The sequence below is a fragment of the Acidiferrobacteraceae bacterium genome, assembly GCA_037388825.1.
Taxonomy (GTDB): Bacteria; Pseudomonadota; Gammaproteobacteria; order Acidiferrobacterales; family JAJDNE01; genus JARRJV01.
In genome coordinates this window covers 13,701-29,986 of record JARRJV010000060.1, presented here as the reverse complement: position 1 = coordinate 29,986, position 16,286 = coordinate 13,701, and the positions used below count along the sequence as shown (strand labels likewise).

Annotated in this window: 15 protein-coding genes and 3 tRNA genes; 3 read left to right on the top strand and 15 right to left on the bottom strand. The window is 60.4% G+C overall.

Annotation, left to right across the window (positions count from 1 at the left end):
- Positions 1–17 precede the first annotated feature (17 nt).
- Positions 18–872 (bottom strand): rhodanese-like domain-containing protein, encoded by an 855-nt coding sequence (locus P8X48_10505; protein MEJ2107736.1) that lies wholly within the window; start codon positions 870–872, stop codon positions 18–20.
- A gap of 619 nt (positions 873–1,491) precedes the next feature.
- Here P8X48_10505 and P8X48_10500 point away from each other — a divergent pair.
- Entirely contained in the window at positions 1,492–3,498 is a 2,007-nt protein-coding gene (locus P8X48_10500) for a ferritin-like domain-containing protein (GenBank protein MEJ2107735.1), read from the top strand.
- A 113-nt stretch (positions 3,499–3,611) separates the two neighbouring features.
- Here the strand turns inward: P8X48_10500 and P8X48_10495 are convergent, their stop codons facing one another.
- The 7 genes from P8X48_10495 to P8X48_10465 form a co-directional block, all read right to left on the bottom strand.
- Positions 3,612–3,995 carry a hypothetical protein gene (locus P8X48_10495; GenBank protein ID MEJ2107734.1) on the bottom strand — a complete coding sequence of 128 codons (384 nt, stop codon included), beginning with the start codon at positions 3,993–3,995 and terminating at the stop codon, positions 3,612–3,614.
- Between the two features lie 94 nt (positions 3,996–4,089).
- Positions 4,090–4,785, bottom strand: coding sequence for a hypothetical protein (locus P8X48_10490; protein MEJ2107733.1), 696 nt, complete (start codon positions 4,783–4,785; stop codon positions 4,090–4,092).
- A 304-nt stretch (positions 4,786–5,089) separates the two neighbouring features.
- Positions 5,090–5,166, bottom strand: a tRNA-Glu gene (locus P8X48_10485).
- Positions 5,167–5,227: 61 nt separating this feature from the next.
- Positions 5,228–5,303, bottom strand: a tRNA-Ala gene (locus P8X48_10480).
- Between the two features lie 55 nt (positions 5,304–5,358).
- The gene (gene gltX, locus P8X48_10475; GenBank protein ID MEJ2107732.1) at positions 5,359–6,759 is read right to left on the bottom strand and encodes a glutamate--tRNA ligase; all 1,401 of its coding nucleotides are present in this window, start codon (positions 6,757–6,759) and stop codon (positions 5,359–5,361) included.
- Positions 6,760–6,817: 58 nt separating this feature from the next.
- The gene (locus P8X48_10470; protein ID MEJ2107731.1) at positions 6,818–7,171 is read right to left on the bottom strand and encodes a hypothetical protein; all 354 of its coding nucleotides are present in this window, start codon (positions 7,169–7,171) and stop codon (positions 6,818–6,820) included.
- Positions 7,172–7,218: 47 nt separating this feature from the next.
- Positions 7,219–8,037: a hypothetical protein gene (locus P8X48_10465; GenBank protein MEJ2107730.1), complete on the bottom strand. Its 819-nt coding sequence runs from the start codon at positions 8,035–8,037 to the stop codon at positions 7,219–7,221.
- A 252-nt stretch (positions 8,038–8,289) separates the two neighbouring features.
- Between P8X48_10465 and P8X48_10460 the strand changes: the two genes are divergently transcribed.
- A tRNA-Val gene (locus P8X48_10460) sits at positions 8,290–8,364 on the top strand.
- A gap of 64 nt (positions 8,365–8,428) precedes the next feature.
- Here the strand turns inward: P8X48_10460 and P8X48_10455 are convergent.
- The 3 genes from P8X48_10455 to P8X48_10445 form a co-directional block, all read right to left on the bottom strand.
- Positions 8,429–8,965: a hypothetical protein gene (locus tag P8X48_10455; GenBank protein ID MEJ2107729.1), complete on the bottom strand. Its 537-nt coding sequence runs from the start codon at positions 8,963–8,965 to the stop codon at positions 8,429–8,431.
- A 172-nt stretch (positions 8,966–9,137) separates the two neighbouring features.
- Positions 9,138–9,674: a hypothetical protein gene (locus P8X48_10450; GenBank protein ID MEJ2107728.1), complete on the bottom strand. Its 537-nt coding sequence runs from the start codon at positions 9,672–9,674 to the stop codon at positions 9,138–9,140.
- 144 nt (positions 9,675–9,818) lie between these two features.
- Complete coding sequence (locus P8X48_10445) at positions 9,819–10,046, bottom strand: hypothetical protein (GenBank protein ID MEJ2107727.1); 228 nt, start codon at positions 10,044–10,046, stop codon at positions 9,819–9,821.
- Positions 10,047–10,194: 148 nt separating this feature from the next.
- On the opposite strand from P8X48_10445, the gene P8X48_10440 reads away from it, so the two are divergent.
- Positions 10,195–10,974, top strand: coding sequence for a 5'-3' exonuclease H3TH domain-containing protein (locus P8X48_10440; GenBank protein MEJ2107726.1), 780 nt, complete (start codon positions 10,195–10,197; stop codon positions 10,972–10,974).
- Here P8X48_10440 and P8X48_10435 read toward each other — a convergent pair.
- From P8X48_10435 to P8X48_10420, 4 genes are all read right to left on the bottom strand, one after another.
- Entirely contained in the window at positions 10,934–13,549 is a 2,616-nt protein-coding gene (locus tag P8X48_10435) for a plasma-membrane proton-efflux P-type ATPase (protein MEJ2107725.1), read from the bottom strand. The two genes, P8X48_10440 and P8X48_10435, sit on opposite strands and share 41 nt — an antisense overlap.
- A gap of 279 nt (positions 13,550–13,828) precedes the next feature.
- A complete protein-coding gene (locus P8X48_10430) occupies positions 13,829–14,308 on the bottom strand; it encodes a YeeE/YedE thiosulfate transporter family protein (protein ID MEJ2107724.1) in 480 nt (159 codons plus the stop codon).
- On the bottom strand, positions 14,305–15,528 hold the full coding sequence (locus tag P8X48_10425) for a YeeE/YedE thiosulfate transporter family protein (GenBank protein MEJ2107723.1): 1,224 nt from the start codon (positions 15,526–15,528) through the stop codon (positions 14,305–14,307). The genes P8X48_10430 and P8X48_10425 overlap by 4 nt, the downstream gene beginning before the upstream one ends.
- An 83-nt stretch (positions 15,529–15,611) precedes the next feature.
- Positions 15,612–16,238: a hypothetical protein gene (locus P8X48_10420; GenBank protein ID MEJ2107722.1), complete on the bottom strand. Its 627-nt coding sequence runs from the start codon at positions 16,236–16,238 to the stop codon at positions 15,612–15,614.
- Positions 16,239–16,286 lie beyond the last annotated feature (48 nt).

Genomic DNA, 16,286 nt, shown 5'->3' with positions numbered 1-16,286 from the left:
CATGCGTGATGGGCAACCTATTGAACGGGCGTCAGGTTCAGCGCGTCGTATAGGCTCGGGGCACGCTCATAGGCAAGTGGCTCTTGAATGTGTGTAGTCCAGGGTAGGCCCGCGAAGTTACGCCAGCCGTCTTTGTCCGGATTGGCGTCCTTGGTTTGGGTGTAAACGTCAGCAGTGTCCGAATTGATGACGCCATCGTTGTTTAAGTCGAGCTGAACCGGGCCGTCAAAATCAGCCGTTACAGGCACCCCGGTCTCTGGATCCACTAGCTTGCCATTCTCCAACTTGTACGTTGTAGCACTGCCGTCCGTTTTCAATTTGAACAGGTGGATGTGGTCAGTACCGGTGTCGAAGGCATACTTGGGCTGTCCGACAAAACCCTCCCAGATGTTTCGCACGTTGGTGAATGGTTGCAGGCCTTGACCTTTGGTAGCGTCGTTGGACTCCGGATCGGCCAGGATATTGCCGGCCAGTACACTGCGATGTCCGGTGCGACACAGGGTGAAGATGGGTGTGTCCCTTCTGCCATGAACGATTCTGTAGACCTCCCAATAGAGCGTCAAAGGATCCTGATCGTTCTTTGTGATGATGTGGGGGAATGGCACGTTGTACGCACCTATCGGGTGACCGGATGCGTATTCCCGCAAAGTGCGAACGTCGATTAACACCGGCTTGGCCTCGTTCTTCTGGTGCCTGTGGTTAGTCATGGCCAGATAGGTGTCGGACACACTAATCTCGGACTTGTAGTAGCGGGGCAAACTGAAGTAGCGGTTGCCGTCGGGGGGGTCATCGGCAAAGGCGGTGGAAGAAAGGGCGATACCAAAAACCGCGCCCAGCATTATGATAACGGTACTGACTTTTGTCTTTTTCATTATTAAAAGCCTCCTCCCAGTTTGGTGGTTGTTGATCAAATGCAGAAACTTCGCTTTCGTTCTTGCCTCCTTGATTTTCGATTGAGGTTGCCTACCGTACTCCTCGCTGACTGAGTGATCAATATCAGTATCCCGCCCCGCGATTGCACTCTGGTTACAGCGCTCTGGCGCGATAAACCGCATGGCGCTAATTTGTGGCATCGGATATATGTATTTTGCGCCGGGCATATCGCGAAGGCCTCACACAAGCATCTTCTGATCGCCCGCTGTTAGGGAAGACGATTAATGAAATCTTAAGGAGGAATAGACCTTGTCCATAAGCCACTGATCGAAGTGGCGTCCCCAAGGCGATTTGCGCGCTATATAACGGGGCTCTGGATACCCCTCCGCGACATGGTGGCGGCAGAGTACGAATCCGCCGAGCGGCACGAAAGCCTCCTGGATCGGTGCCAATCCCCCGGGAGGTAGCGGAAGGGCCCCAGCCAAAAACAATATCGATTCCCCCACGTTCGCTACGAACTGGTACCTTCGAAGTGCTGGATCAGCAAAACCGTTTCTGACAAGATGATCGCCCACACTCGGGACAGACCGGCGGTTGGACTGCGTCCAGGAGGCGCACATGCACGAGCAGATCGTCATCCAGGATCGGGAAGAGCTGTTCTATCTCCTGTCAGAAGCAGCGGAGTTCGAGCACTCCGTCATGTGCTCCTACCTTTACGCCATGTGGTCCTTGAAAAGCGACGTCGCCGAAGGCGTAACCGAGGCGGAGTTGGCGGCGATCAATGGATGGCGACAGTCGATCAGGCAGGTGGCACTCGAGGAGATGCTGCACCTCGCCCTGGTCAACAACATGCTTGCCGCAATCGGTGCTTCGCCCCATCTGTGGCGGCCGTGGTTTCCGGTGCAACCGGGCCGGTTTCCGGAAGGTCTGGTGTTGCGGCTCTCGCGGTTTTGTGAGGCAACCCTCGATCATTTCGCCTACATCGAACGCCCCGAAGGGATCAAGATGGAGGATGGCTCCGGCTTCGACCATCCCGCGCACTACTCCCGGGCGATGCGCCCGGATTTGCTGTCGCCAACGCCGCAGGACTACACCAGCCAGGGCCAGCTTTACCACAGCGTGCTGCGCGGGCTCGCCGAGCTGGTTGACGAGCTGGGCGAGCAGACCGTTTTTGTAGGGCACGGTGAAGCCCAGGTTGGTGCGGCGGAGTTCAGTCTGCCCGGCCTGTTCAAGGTAGACGGACTGGAGGCCGCGCGCCGCGCGGTGGAGGAAATCGTCCAGCAAGGCGAGGGTGCTCCCGCGCACCGCGAAGGTTCGCACTACCAGCGCTTCGCCGCGATCAAGGAAGAACTCATGCAGTTGAAACGCGAGCGGCCCGACTTTGAGCCCGCGCGACCGGTGGTGGAAAACCCCACCCTCTTTGATCCTGGCAGCCGGAAACACGTGACGCGCATCGAAGATAGCCTCACCTCCAAGGTCGTCGATCTCGGCGACAGTATCTATTCGCTGATGATACGCACGTTCACGCAGATGTTTGCGCCCGCGCCGCTGCCGCGCGATCTGCGCGCCGGCCTGGCGTCAGCGGCCATCGATCTCATGTATGCGGCAAGTCATGTCGCCAAGGTTGTGACGCGGCTCCCGGTTGGGCCGAGCCGGCAGGGCGCTACCGCCGGGCTCACCCTTGCACTGCCGTTGTCCTCCGGCCAACTGGTTCAACGCTGCGCCGCGCAGATCCTGAACGAACGCGTGATCGAACTCGCGGACGCTGCCGCCGGGCTTGAAGACATCGTTCCCATCGACGGTCTGGCAAAACGCCTTGGGGCTATCGGCAATCAGTTTGCGGAACTACACGAGCGATTCGAAGAGTCTCTCGGCGCCGCTGTAAACACCGTCGCACAGGTGCAGGCGGTACCGAAGGCAGCGCCCGAACCGTCGCCGGTCGCAGCGACTGACGACCCGAATGTTGCGCATACAGAAGGCCTCACACTGCGTTTCAATGGCCACCGCTGCATCCATTCACGCCACTGCGTATTGGGCGCCCCCGACGTTTTCCTCGCAAACACAACCGGACCATGGCTCCATCCGGAGCAAGCGACGAAGGAAAAATGCATGGAGATCGCCCATGCCTGCCCATCCGGCGCCATAACCTACGAACGTCACGACGGCGGCCCGCAAGAGGCGCCGCCGCCCGTCAATGTCTTGCGTGTCCGCGAAAATGGTCCGTACGCATTCCACGGCGCGATTGACCTTGCGGGCCATGGCCCTACGTTGCGCACGACGCTGTGCCGTTGTGGAAAATCGGCCCACAAGCCGTTCTGCGACAACAGCCATCGCAAGGCCGGCTTCGCCGCAACCGGCGAGCCGGCAACGATCGAGTCGGAACCTTTGGAGACCCGTGACGGGACGCTGCGCATCACGCCCATTGTCGATGGACCGCTACACGTGGTCGGAAACCTTGAAATTTGTTCCGGGACAGGCCGGACGGTCGCGCGCACCGGGAACGTTCGTCTTTGCAGGTGCGGTGGTTCGAGCAACAAACCGTTCTGCGACAATACTCATGCCCGCATTGGTTTCCGCTCGGAAGCGTCAAGCGACGAAGCGCAAGCAGAGCGACCGAAAACGTAGCTGGACCGGGGCATTGCGCCTCTGCGGCTAGTACATTGGCGGCGTCCCCAACGGGCTTTGCACGCTATATAACGGCGCTCTGGATACCCTTCCGGGGATTGGTGCAACCTTCGTCACGGTTTTGTACCTCCGACAATGCTGTTGTCGCCCTCATCTAGAATCCAGGCCCATACTTTGCCATGGCGTATCTTGCCTTCTACCCGATAGACATGGCCCGCTTCCGCCATGAATGCAATTCTTGCCCTGGCGTAGGTAGAGAACGTGTATACCCCGTATACCGGCGACTGCAGCAACAGCTCCAATTCATGGCTACCAGGAAGCGCTTCTACCTCGCCCGTGGTCCAGGTCATACCCCTCTTCCCATCGATCGCTGTGATGCTGGTCGAAGTACCGAATGCATGGTAGGAACCCTTGATCAAGGCCACTTGCTCCGCCGGCAGTTTCTTGCCTTCGTAGGCCTGCTTGGCCGCACACGCGGACAGAAGCAGTGCGGCCATGACAACAGCCACAGATAGTGGAGATCTTGTGGATTTCAATGGTCCTCCTTGTGCCGTCATGCTTGGCGCCCGGCTCCGATGTGCGAATTCCATTTCACTGCGTCCGCCCACCCTTCGAGATGCCCTCAAGCGTCACCGTGCAATTTTCAAGATCCTTTTGACGTGGAGGGCCGGCCCAATTGGGCCAGGAACGAAGTACGGATACGTCCGGCTTGAGCTCGATCCGGCCTTGTTCAATTGTGCCCCGAAAGTAGTAGTCCGAATTCATGCCGTCCTGCAGGGCAATGCCGGACTCTGCAACCGCAGCCCGATTCCGGAGACCTATCTTTCTTCCTTCGTCCTCGGTGCTGACAACAACTTGTGCGTCGAAGCCGTCCTGCGTGATCTCGATGCTGCTCGTGCGTTTTTCGACTATCAGCTGAGCCCACATGGAATGTACCCGAGCGCACGCTTCCGTAGCCTTTCCCTGGTATGTTCCGGAAATCGTCTGATACCCCCGCTGCTTGATCGCCTCACGATATGTCGACAGACGCCGCTCATATTTGCGCTCGTATTTGTCAACGTTGCTTTTGTTGATGGTCTCGCTACCGAGATGAACAACGGCTCCCATCTTCGCCATCGGAAGCACCGCCTGGACGATGAACTTGACCGCGAGGTAACCCTGCGCCAGTTCCGGCGCCGGCGCCGCTAACGCCCGCTTCATTGCCGGTTCTTGCTCGGCGCTCTTTGCGTTGAACGCCGAAGCCGCGAAGGCCACGGCAGCCAAGGCAATCAGTGTCTTGCGTTTCACGGTGAACCTCCCATTTGCAGCCAGAGGTAAGCAGAGGACCAGAACCATTCTTGCGAGTGAGACAGTTGCCTTCATGGCTTTCACTGACCGATTTGGCGCGGAAATCGTCTTCCGGTCTTGATCGGGACTTCATGCCCAAACTGAAATTTATGCAGATCTGGCCGGTGGATGCGTTGATACCTATCAAGCGCACAGAGAGGCACGTACGATCTGCCGATCCTCCCAGGGGCCATAAAAGAAGGGCCCGAGACATCAGTCCCGAGCCCTGCGGATTACTTAAGAATTACCTGAATCGCTAGAAGTCTGGCGTCCCCAAGGGGATTCGAACCCCTGTTGTCGCCGTGAAAGGGCGATGTCCTAGGCCGACTAGACGATGGGGACGAAAATCGGTCTTTGACGCTGATCTGCAAAAAAGGGTTGGCGGACCAACCCTTTGTAATATTGGTGGAGCCAGGCGGGATCGAACCGCCGACCTCTACAATGCCATTGTAGCGCTCTCCCAGCTGAGCTATGGCCCCAAAGGCGGCGTACTTTACGACCTGCCCCGGGGCAGGTCAAGCCGCGAACAGCCCCCTACTCGGGGATTTTCTGCAGTGCCCGGTCGATACGGTCCAGGGTTTTCTCCCGGCCCAGCAATTCCAGGGTCACGTCCATGGGCGGCGAGACCGTGGTGCCGGTGACCGCCACCCGCACCGGCTGGGCCAGCTTGCCCAGCTTGAGCTCGTGGGCCTCGGCAATGCCGGTCAGGACTGCGTGGATGGCCTCTTTTTCCCAATCCGGCAGGTCGGCCAGCTTGTCGCGAAAATCCGTCAAAGCCGGCCGAATCTCCGGCTTGAGGTGCTTGGCGACGGCCTTCTCGTCATAGTCCTGCACATCCTTATAAAAGAACACGCTGCGCTCGGCCATCTCCACCAGGGTCTTGGTGCGCTCGCGCTGGGCCTTGATCACCTCCACCACGTCTGGCTTCGGCGCCGGGTCGACGTCGTGCTTGCTGAAGTGGTGGCTCAGGTGGCGGGCCACGTGCACCGGGTCTGAGTGCTGCAGATAATGCTGGTTCAGCCACATCAGCTTGTCCGGATTGACGGCAGCAGCGGACTTGTTCACCTGGGTGACGTCGAACAGCTCGATCATCTCCTCCATGGAGAAGATCTCCTGGTCGCCATGGGACCAGCCCAGGCGCACCAGATAGTTCAGCAGGGCCTCGGGCAGGAAACCCTCGTCCCGATACTGCATGACGCTGACGGCGCCGTGGCGCTTGGACAGGCGGCTGCCGTCGGCGCCCAGGATCATGGGCACGTGGGCATAGGTCGGCGGGGTCGCTCCCAGGGCCTGCAGGATATTCATTTGCCGGGGCGTATTGTTGAGGTGATCGTCGCCGCGGATGACGTGGCTGATCTCCATGTCCAGATCGTCCACCACCACCGTCAGGTTGTAGGTGGGCGTGCCGTCGGAGCGGGCGATGATGAGATCATCCAGCTCGTTGTTGTTGAACACGACGCGCCCGCGGATCAGGTCCTCCACGACCACCGCGCCCTCGGTGGGATTGCGGAAGCGAACCACCGGCGGAATGTTCGCTGGCGGCGGGCCCGAACGGTGGCGGCAGCGGCCGTCGTAGCGCGGTTTCTCGCCCCGGGCACGCTGCTGCTCGCGCATCTCGTCCAGTTCGTCCTTGGTGCAATAGCAGTGGTAGGCATGGCCCAGATCCAGCAACTGCTGGATCACTTCCTTGTAGCGCGCAAAACGGTCGGTCTGGTACCAGGGACCCTCGTCGTACTCCAGTCCCAGCCAGGTCATGCCCTCGAGGATGGCGTTTATGGATTCGCGGGTGGAACGCTCGCGGTCGGTATCCTCGATCCGAAGGACGAAGGTGCCGCCGTGCTTGCGCGCATATAGCCAGGAAAACAGCGCGGTGCGCGCACCGCCGATGTGCAGGTAACCCGTCGGGCTGGGAGCGAATCGCGTGCGTATGGACATGAATCAGGGCTTCAAGCTGGAACGAGGCGGCGTATGGTACTGAAATCCGCCGGCAAAATCAGCCGCGCGCAACCGCGCGTGCCAGGGCCCGGTCCAGCGCCCCGAACAGGCGCCCGATGGTGGTGAAACCCTCGAAATGGCGGTAACCCACGGCCCGCTGTACGTACTCGATGCCGATGCCCATGGCCACGAAGATCAGCGCCAGCAGTCCGTGCCAGCTGCGGGGCGTCACGGAAGCGAAGAAGAACATGAGTACGGCGTAGGAAAACCCGTGCTCGATCTTGTCGTTGATGTGCAGGTGCGGCATATCCGAAGGCGGCAACAGGGAATAGACAATCACCGCCACCAGCCACAAAAAGGCAATGGCCCGCCACCAGGCGAGATAACGGTAGAGGAAGGGATTCGGCTGCATGGAGAGAGGTCAGCCGTAGCGCCGGCGGCACGCCGGCGCGCCAGCCATCAGAAGAACGGAATGGTCAGGTTGAACATCGCCTGCGAGGTGTTGGAACCATCGCCGCGCGAGCGCAGCGAGCCGGCCAGGGAGTACTGAAAGATCCGGGACGTGTAGCGCAGGCCACCGGTATAACCCGTGTAGTTGTCCACCGAGGCGGCGTGGCTGGTTGTGTAGTTCACCTCGCCGATCAGCTGCAGGCGCTTGTCGTCGCTCAGCGGCAATTCCCCGCCCGCATTGGCGGAGTAGTAGTAGTCCGAACTCGAACTGCCGGGATCGATTGCATCCAGCTGCACGTCCACGTAAAGGCCGATGTAGCCGGTCTCGGTCAGTGCTGCCTCGGAAGAGGCCATACCGTTGAGCCGGACACCGTAGGTGCTGACCGTGCTGATGGCGGCATTGGTGCCCGGCGCGATCACCGCTGCACCCATGGCCATGGCCGGCAGGTATTCACTCTGGCGGCGGAAGCGCCACTTCCAGGAAAGTGAGCTGTCCCCAATGCCGCTCGCGGCAGTGGAGTTGATGGCACTGCCGGAAATTGAGATTTCCGCGGCGGCGCCGTAGCCGTAGGTGATGGATACCGGCACGGCGTTGATTGTGTTGCCGGCTACGCTTTCCGAGGCGTATCCGCCGGAGATTGCGAAATTGTTTTTTCCGATGGTGTAGGCGGAATCGGTGATGAAGAGCCCGGTCAACCCCCGAAAATTCAAACCCCGATACACCCCGTCGGCTACCCATCGGCCCTCGGAAAGACTGGCGGCGTTGGCAGTGCCAGCAGCGGTTCCAAGCGCAAGGATGAGGATCAAGCCCGCCGTTTTCTTATACATCTTGTTCTCCTTCGGCCTCCCGGCTACGGGGGAGGTGGGCGCGAATCGGGCCCCTATCCCCATATACTCGGGTCTAACTTTAACTTTTGCTTCTAACTAGGTAACTTTACGAAGGTTTCGGGATTTGGTCAAGGAATCTGGCTGGATTTCCCCACCCTACCGGACCAAGGCGGATTTGGCCTTTATCGCGGGAAAATCGCTATTTTTCAGCCTCGCGCCCAATCGCAGGTGTGGTAAACTCCCCGCGCCCATGGGCGGTTAGCTCAGTGGTAGAGCACTGCCTTCACACGGCAGGGGTCGCAAGTTCGAACCTTGCACCGCCCACCATTTCCCTCTTGTTTCCGGAATCCCGGCCGCCAATGCCGGGTACGTGGCCCGGTGTCCGGGCCGGCTACAGCTCCACCTTGACGCCAAACAGGATGGACGTCGGCGTTTCGGTTCCACCCGCCGTTTCGACATTTCCATAGCCGTCGGTATCCATAAAGACCGTGGTCTGCTTGTTGACCTGATAGCCGATGGTTACGCCCCAGCTCAGGCCGGTGCTGGAAATTGACGAGCCGATCCCGGAATCCGTCGTTGTGAAGTTATAGAACCCGACGCGGCCACCGAGCACCATTGGCTGAATCGGGAGCTCTGAGCTGACAGAGACATTCACACCACTCATGCCTAGATGGCCGGTCGGAGCCGTGGAAATGTAGCCCTCCCCAAGGTCGACCCAGCTTGCCTCAACCGCAAACCTGCTGGCCGGCCCATTGGAGGCCAGTCCAACGCCGAACTTGTAGGCCGATCCGTTGCCGACGTCGGAGAATTCATGGACGCCGACGCCTCCGGCAACAAACCCGTACAGGCCGGCCATGGCGGTCGGTGAAACGAAGGCCAGAACGGCGGCCAGGATTGCGGACAACGGGAAGGAAACTCTGGGCTTCATGACTACTCCTGGGCAGGTGTGGATGCCTGATAAGAACGCAACACGCGGGTGCAGGTGCACCTGCCGATAACAAAAATATGGACGCTGGTGGGGCCACGGTCAAGATACCTCGCCTGCCGATCCGCGCCCGGGAATAGCCGCTGGACGAAAAGGTGAGACCGCGGGAAAACGCCTACATGCCAACCCGAATGCCGAACATCACCGAAACGGGAGTCTCGGTACCACCACCGCCTAGTTCGACGCTACCGTAGGCAACGGCATCCATGTAGAAGACGGCATACTTGCTCAGGTGGTAGCCGATCGTGCCGCCCCAGGTGATACCCGTACTCCGGACCGATGTATTGACGCCGGAATCGGTCGTGTTGACGCTGTAAAATCCAAGACGTCCGCCGAACACCATTGCCCGATGGCGGGCCTGCAGCGTGGCAGTGAACTTGCCACCACTGATGTTCAGATATCCGGTGGGAGCCGTCGGCACGTAGCCGTCACCCAGGTCGAAGTAGCTGGCCTCGACACCGAAATGCTGGTCCGGTGCGATGAATCCCACGCCGAGTTTGTACGCGGTCCCGTTGCCGATGTTGGTGGTGTAGTCATGCACACCCACACCGGCACCGCCGGTAAAATAGAAATTCGCCATTGCCGCACGGGAAACCAGCAGCAACGCTGTCACGGCCACAAGCTGCAGAATTGGATGATGTTTGGATTTCATGACTACTCCAGGGCACAGACTCATCAGGACAGTCGTCTGGCCGGGGACCGACGACCATACGCGATGTTCTGACTATGACTTTCCGCCGCCCGGGGGTCAAGCAAGGGGGAATCGGGTGTGATTAATACCCTGCGGGGAACAAATTCAGACTTCCCATTCCTCCACGGGGGAGGACGGCTTGCGCCGCTCCTTGAGCAGGCCTTCGGCCTCCTTCTGGTTCTTGGCGAAGACGAGTCGGATCGTGCTTCCGGGCGTGACCTTGCCTTGCTCGCGCTTTTCGCGGCAAAGCTTCTTGGCGTCGGGGAATTTGTCGAAGACCTCGATGAAGCTCAGCTTGCGATCGGTGGTAATTTCGTAGACAAAATAAGGCATGCCATGCCGCTCCGGATATCAACAGGAAACGTGCCGCATCATAGCAGAACGCCGCCCGCTGCCTCCATAAAATCCCCCTCCCCTGCAGGGATTTGCCCGTGAAATCGCGGCACGTGTAAGGTGTAGCCCCCGAGTCTGGAACCGTTGCATGAGCCGCCTGCAACTCATCGATGCCAGTATCTATATATTCCGCGCGTATTTCTCGCTGCCGGAATCCATGGTCGACGCCGATGGTCAACCGAACAATGCGGTCTACGGCTTTGCCGATTTCCTTGGGCGTTTTCTGCGCGAGAGCCGTGCCACCCATGTCGCCGTCGCCTTCGACGAAAGCCTGACGACCTCGTTTCGCAATGAAATCTATCCCCCGTACAAGGCCAACCGCGAATTGCCACCGGAAGAGTTGGCGGCGCAACTGGTCGCATGCCGCGAGCTGGCCGATGCGCTCGGTCTGGCCACCTACGCCAGCGATCGCTATGAGGCCGATGACCTCATTGGCACCCTGGCAGCGAAACTGCGGCCCAGGGGATTTCAGATGAATTACGTCACCGGTGACAAGGATCTCGCGCAACTGCTCCAGGGCAGCGACCGGCTGTGGGACTACGCCCGGGGCGAACGGCTCAACGGCAAAGGCATTCGTGAACGACTCGGGGTGTCACCGCGCCAGGTGGTGGACTGGCTCGCCCTTGCCGGCGATGCCGTGGACAACGTGCCGGGCGTCCCGGGGATCGGCAGGAAAACGGCTGCCCTGTTGCTGGATGAGTTTCGCGACCTCGACCGGCTGTACCAGCGCCTGCACCGCCTGCCCGATTCCGGTTTGCGCGGCGCGAAACGGTTGCAGGGGCTGCTCGACGAGCACCGGGAGCAGGCCTATCTGTCCCGGGAGCTCGTCAGGATCGCCACCAACGCCTCTCTTCGCGTGATCGCATGAGGCGATAGAGCGCTTCCTTGATCGCATCGTTGACGACGAACCACGCCAGGGCATAGGCCCACATCCACAGGGCATGGGTCCAGCCAATGGGCGCGATCAGGAAGCCGTAGACGGCGATCACGGTCCCGAGAATCTCGGTGCCGAAGGTCGCAAACAGGAGCAGCGGCGCCGGATAAGGCCGCTGCCAGAACCAGCCCTGGGCACGGGTTACGTACAGGGTACTGTGCCCGGCAATGATGAGTTTCAGAAACATCATTGACTGGATCATTGCTTCCGGGAAACCGTTTTCCTTCAACAGGAAGAACAGCAGAAACGAGGCAATGACACCCGCGATGCCCAGTACGCTGGAAACCGTCAGCATCTCCTGCATATGCCAACGGACCGGTTTGGCATCGACGCGGGTGTTGTCGTAAGCGATCGCCAGGATGGGGATATCGTTTAGCAGTGCCAACAGGATGATCATCAGCGCCGTAATCGGATAGAAATTGAATACGACGATACTCAGGGTCATGAACAGGATGATGCGTACCGTTTCCGCGATGCGGAAAATGGAATAGCTTTTCATGCGCTCGAAGGTAATGCGCGCCTGCTTCACCGCCTCACTGATAACGCCGAGCCCCGGCGCTGTGAGGATCACGTCCGCTGCCGCCCGCGCCGCGTCGGTGGCATTGGCCACGGCGATCCCGCAGTCGGCCTTCTTCAGTGCCGGTGCGTCGTTGACCCCGTCCCCGGTCATGCCTACGATGTGTCCGCCCTTTTGCAGGGTGTCGACAATGCGATATTTGTCCTCCGGCACCACTTCGGCAAAGATGTTCACCGATTCGATCATCTCGACGATGGCCGATTCGTGGGTGTGAATGAACTCGCGCTCCAGCAGCCGGGTGTCGTACATGGACTGCACCGCATCCATGACCCCGTCGGCGAATTCCCGCGCCTGCTTGCTCGATACTTCCGGTTTCAGGCGTTGGTAGATTGCAGCGGACAACACCTCCGCCAGCGCCAGCAACTCGTTGCTCGCACTGCCGGACAACTGGCTCGCGCGCAGCGTGCGCTGCTGCAGGCCCAACAGGCCGCCGATCTCCCGGGCAATCGCAAGATTGTCTCCGGTGACCATCTTCACTTCGACGCCGTAGCCTCCCATGTCCGCGATCACCTGCCGCGAATCATCGCGCGGCGGATCGTACAACGGGATCAGGCCCAGCAGTTCCACGGGGGCATCTCCACTCCGGCGTCCCACCGCCAGGGTTCGGTAACCCTTGGCCGCGAGTTCATCGACCTTCTTGCCGAACCCCTGCAAATCCTCGTCGCCCAGCTGGGTCATGCCCAGTATTACCTGGGGCGCGCCCTTGATCGCGGTGAAGCGGTCACCGCCCTGCTCAACCTCTGCCTCGGTACGCTTGCGGATGGGATCGAACGGAGTGAACCCGAGCTGTTTCGCATCGGCCGGATTCACATCAGGAAAATGCTGTTTCAGGTAGTCGAAGATGGGAAGCTCGATGGGATCCTTGTTTTCCGGACGCGAGGCGAGCGCGGCAACCATAAACAGCTCGCGCTCGTCGTGTCCCTCGCGCACCACCGGTTCGGCCACCTCCATCTCATTGCGCGTGAGCGTTCCGGTCTTGTCGGAACAAAAGACATCGACCCCGGCCAATTCCTCGATGGCGGTCAATTTGCTGACGATGGCCTGGCGACGGGCAAGGTTCACCGCACCCACCGCCATGGTCACCGAAAGCACCGCGGGCAGGGCCACGGGGATGGACGCCACGGTCAGGACCAGGGCGAAGCGGGCGATCTCCAGCAGGGGTTCATGCCGGAACAAGGACACCATCACGATCAGGATGACGAGTGCCACCGTGATCAGGATGAGGAAGTCGCCAATGCGGATCACCATCCTCTGGAAGTGGCTGCGTTCCTCCAGGGATGCCTTGGCCACCAGGGCCACGACCTCGTGGAAGTTGGTGTTGGTGCCGGTATTGACGACGACCGCGAGCATCTCGCCCTGCTTGACGACGGTATTGGCATAGGCCATCTCGTTCGTTGTCTTGCTGACGGGCATGGATTCACCGGTCAGGGTCGACTGGTCCAGCAGGACGTATTCGCCGCTCAGCAGCTGCATGTCGGCTGCAACAATGTTGCCGATGCGCAGTTTGACGACATCGCCCGGCACCAGCTCCCGCGCCGCGATGGTCTTGAACTCGCCGTCGCGCAGTACCACGACTTCGTTCGCGAGTCGCTGCTTCAGTGCCTTTAGCGCATTGAGCGCGCGCCGCTCCTGGAAGAAATCGAGTCCGGCATTAACGAGGAGCATGACGAAGATAACGCCAAAGTCTTCCCATTTCTGCACGACGGCCGAAAGGATGGCCGCGGCCTCGATCATCCATGGAATCGGGCCCCAGAAGCGGCGGAAGATGCGGTGCCAGAGGGCCTCCTCCCGTTCCCGGATTTCGTTGTATCCGAAACGGGACAGGCGATCGCGCGCCTCCTTGTCGCCAAGACCCTTGTCGCCATCGCTCGCCAGCTCCTGCAGGGTGGCCTCGACTGCCTGTTTTGCGTACTCGTCGGTGTGCTTGCTCATGGATATCCCCTGATGAGCCAATCATGCATCACAAGTCGCCTGGTGCAATTGATGTGGGGCAAATCGACTGCCTGGGGCGTGGACGACCGGCCGGACCGGGGGCACTCGTCAGATCACAGACTCTTCACACAGCATGGCGCCGACGGAAGGACCTGGAACACACTCTGAAAAGACACGGCGTACCATCACCGGCGTTCTACGCCGGTGGCAAGGAATCAAACAGGGGGTCGAACGGATGACATCGCGCATCCCTCGCGCGATGTCATCCGGGGAATTGGATCAGGTCTCGCAGGCGCCACTGTCCCAACGGAAGAACCGGGCATGAATCTTCTTGTACAGCCAGGCGCCGACAAGAATCCCGAGAGCGGTCGCCGCAGCCGGCAGGTATCCGCTGCCGATCTGGACCAGGGCGATGCTGGGGCAGGCCCCGGTAACCGCCCAGCCGGTTCCGAACAGGGCGCCGCCAGCCAGAGTCCCGGGGTGGATCTTCTTCTTGGGCAGGGACTGTCCGCGGGCAAAAATCAGGAATCCGATCATCGCGAACACCACCGCACCTGCGAAGGTGAAGAACAGGCGCAGGTCCACCAGGGTAAACAGGCGGTGCACCTCACCGAAGTCGGCAAATCCGATTCGTGCCAGACTGAATCCCATTAGCAGGCCAAACAGGCCAAAGTACAAGTGATACTTTCCGGCGCTGTTGCCTTGCGCCTTTGCTTTCGGCGCGGCGGCAACCTTGGCTTTGCGGGTAAGGGCGATCATACGCGTAGCTCCAGAAGCATGGACACCAGAATGGCGGTGCCAAAGAAGGCGGCGGTACCCACCAGGCTACCCGGTTGCAGGCGCGAGCACCCGCTGAGGCCGTGGCCCGACGTGCACCCTCCTCCCATTCGAGTTCCGAACCCAATCAGGACTCCTCCCACGAGAAGAATGCCCCAATTCAGGGGGGAATCGCCGAACAGATGGGTGAAGGTCGTACCCATGTCAAAATGCAATGGGACTGCGCCCTGGGTCAGGAACGTTGCAAGCGCACCGCCGACCACCATACTCAGCAGAAAGGTCACGTGGACCGACCAGGGTGTGCGCGGCTTGTTCCCGGTGGCCGCGGGTGCGGCGGCCGGGGCCGGTGCACCCGCTTCCTGCTCCATCTGCTCCAGAAGCTCGTCCGGAATCTCGTCCCCGAACTGCTCCATGGTGGCGGCCATCATTGCCGACTCCAGCACGGAAGTGGGGGCTTCCTCCAGCACGGCGGCGGCCTTGGCCATGTTCTTGTCCTCGCGCCAGCTCACCAGACGGTCCCAGCTGGAGGAGACGCCGAGGGTATTCCGAATCGTCAGCCAGAAACCGATGGTGACGAAGCCAAGAGCAAAGGCGCCCAGCCACCATGGCCAGTAGCCATTGAACAACTGGACATTCATGACCGCGGCAATCATGGCGCCGGGATCGATCATGTTCGCGGGATTCGGGATATGAACACCGGCGATGTCGAAGCCACCTTCGGGCTGGCTTGGTGCCGGCGGTGCGCTGTGGCGGATCCGGTGCACTGGTTTGCGAGGCGCCTGTCGAGGCGCAGCGGCGGCTACCTCGGGGAAACTGGCCAGGATATCGCGTGCGTCCTTGTGACCTCCGTCCGCGGCGCGCTTGAGCCAGATTCGGGCCTGTTTGAGGTTCTGTTTGACCCCCTCGCCAAGGACATAGGCGGCACCGACCTCGTACTGCGCGTCCACGTCGTTCTGGCGCGCTGCCTTCAGGTACCAGGTAAATGCGACGGAAAGATCTTTCTTGATACCAAGGCTCGGCATACCGGCGGCATAGGCATTGCCCATGATGTATTCCGCGTGGGCATCGCCGCGCTTCGCCGCTTCCTGCCATGGGGCGAGCTGCGTCCCCTTGCCGGCAACAGCCGTGGCGGCGACGCCGAGCAGGGCCACGACGCCGGCGATCAAGAGAATAGCGGTGCTTTTCCTGCGCTTTGCATTCACTTTGTTGATGTCCGGTTGGATCAAGTTTTCAGTATAGACGACAGAATGCGCGAACGTAGTTCCAAGTGCGGACAAGATCGGATCTACAGGGCCTCGAGTGGGAGGCGGGTCACGGTTCCTGCCACATCCGGGTGCGATTCAATTTCGGTGATGGCACCCTGAAGGTCGCCTTTGTCCACCTGGTCCGTCAGCACAATGATGTTATTGTTGCCGCCATCAACCGCACGCTTTTCACTCACAGCATCGATACGAACGTGGTGTGTTCCCAGGATCCGGATCACATCAGACATAACTCCGCTGGTCTTGGGGGTCGCGATCCGCAGGTAATACGACATGGTAGCCCCGCTGACACTGGCCGCCGGTGCAGGCGCGGCTGCGGGTTTGGGGACCGCCTCGAGCTTCGGTCTGGCCGGGGCCGGGGCCGGGGTCGGGACCGCGGCCGCGGCCGCGGCCGGGGCCGAACTGGGCACAGCGACCGGCGCTGCCGCCGCGGCCGGCTTGGCGCCGGTGCCAGCAACCAGTTTGTCCAGTTCCAGCGTCTTGCCATTGGGCAGCAGATTGGCCGGCACGCTCTTGCCCTGCAGGGACATTTGATAGCGCGCGCATTCGGTATTCTTGCCCTCGCAATAGAAGGCCTTCCACACCTTTAACGCGCTGTTTACCGAAATCAGCGGAAACATCGCACAGGTGGGGATGTGGGAACACGACATCGACTTACTCCATGTTCTGGTCCGGCGCTCCAGGGAGGCCAAAACCGG

Bases quoted from the DNA above. Each gene is read 5' to 3' on its own strand.
- gltX (MEJ2107732.1), bottom strand. From the start codon at position 6,759: ATGTCCATACGCACGCGATTCGCTCCCAGCCCGACGGGTTACCTGCAC.
- P8X48_10450 (MEJ2107728.1), bottom strand. From the start codon at position 9,674: ATGAAATCCAAACATCATCCAATTCTGCAGCTTGTGGCCGTGACAGCG.
- P8X48_10500 (MEJ2107735.1), top strand. From the start codon at position 1,492: ATGCACGAGCAGATCGTCATCCAGGATCGGGAAGAGCTGTTCTATCTC.
- P8X48_10505 (MEJ2107736.1), bottom strand. From the start codon at position 872: ATGAAAAAGACAAAAGTCAGTACCGTTATCATAATGCTGGGCGCGGTT.
- P8X48_10495 (MEJ2107734.1), bottom strand. From the start codon at position 3,995: ATGGCCGCACTGCTTCTGTCCGCGTGTGCGGCCAAGCAGGCCTACGAA.
- P8X48_10465 (MEJ2107730.1), bottom strand. From the start codon at position 8,037: ATGTATAAGAAAACGGCGGGCTTGATCCTCATCCTTGCGCTTGGAACC.
- P8X48_10455 (MEJ2107729.1), bottom strand. From the start codon at position 8,965: ATGAAGCCCAGAGTTTCCTTCCCGTTGTCCGCAATCCTGGCCGCCGTT.
- P8X48_10470 (MEJ2107731.1), bottom strand. From the start codon at position 7,171: ATGCAGCCGAATCCCTTCCTCTACCGTTATCTCGCCTGGTGGCGGGCC.
- P8X48_10435 (MEJ2107725.1), bottom strand. From the start codon at position 13,549: ATGAGCAAGCACACCGACGAGTACGCAAAACAGGCAGTCGAGGCCACC.
- P8X48_10430 (MEJ2107724.1), bottom strand. From the start codon at position 14,308: ATGATCGCCCTTACCCGCAAAGCCAAGGTTGCCGCCGCGCCGAAAGCA.
- P8X48_10440 (MEJ2107726.1), top strand. From the start codon at position 10,195: ATGAGCCGCCTGCAACTCATCGATGCCAGTATCTATATATTCCGCGCG.
- P8X48_10420 (MEJ2107722.1), bottom strand. From the start codon at position 16,238: ATGTCGTGTTCCCACATCCCCACCTGTGCGATGTTTCCGCTGATTTCG.
- P8X48_10445 (MEJ2107727.1), bottom strand. From the start codon at position 10,046: ATGCCTTATTTTGTCTACGAAATTACCACCGATCGCAAGCTGAGCTTC.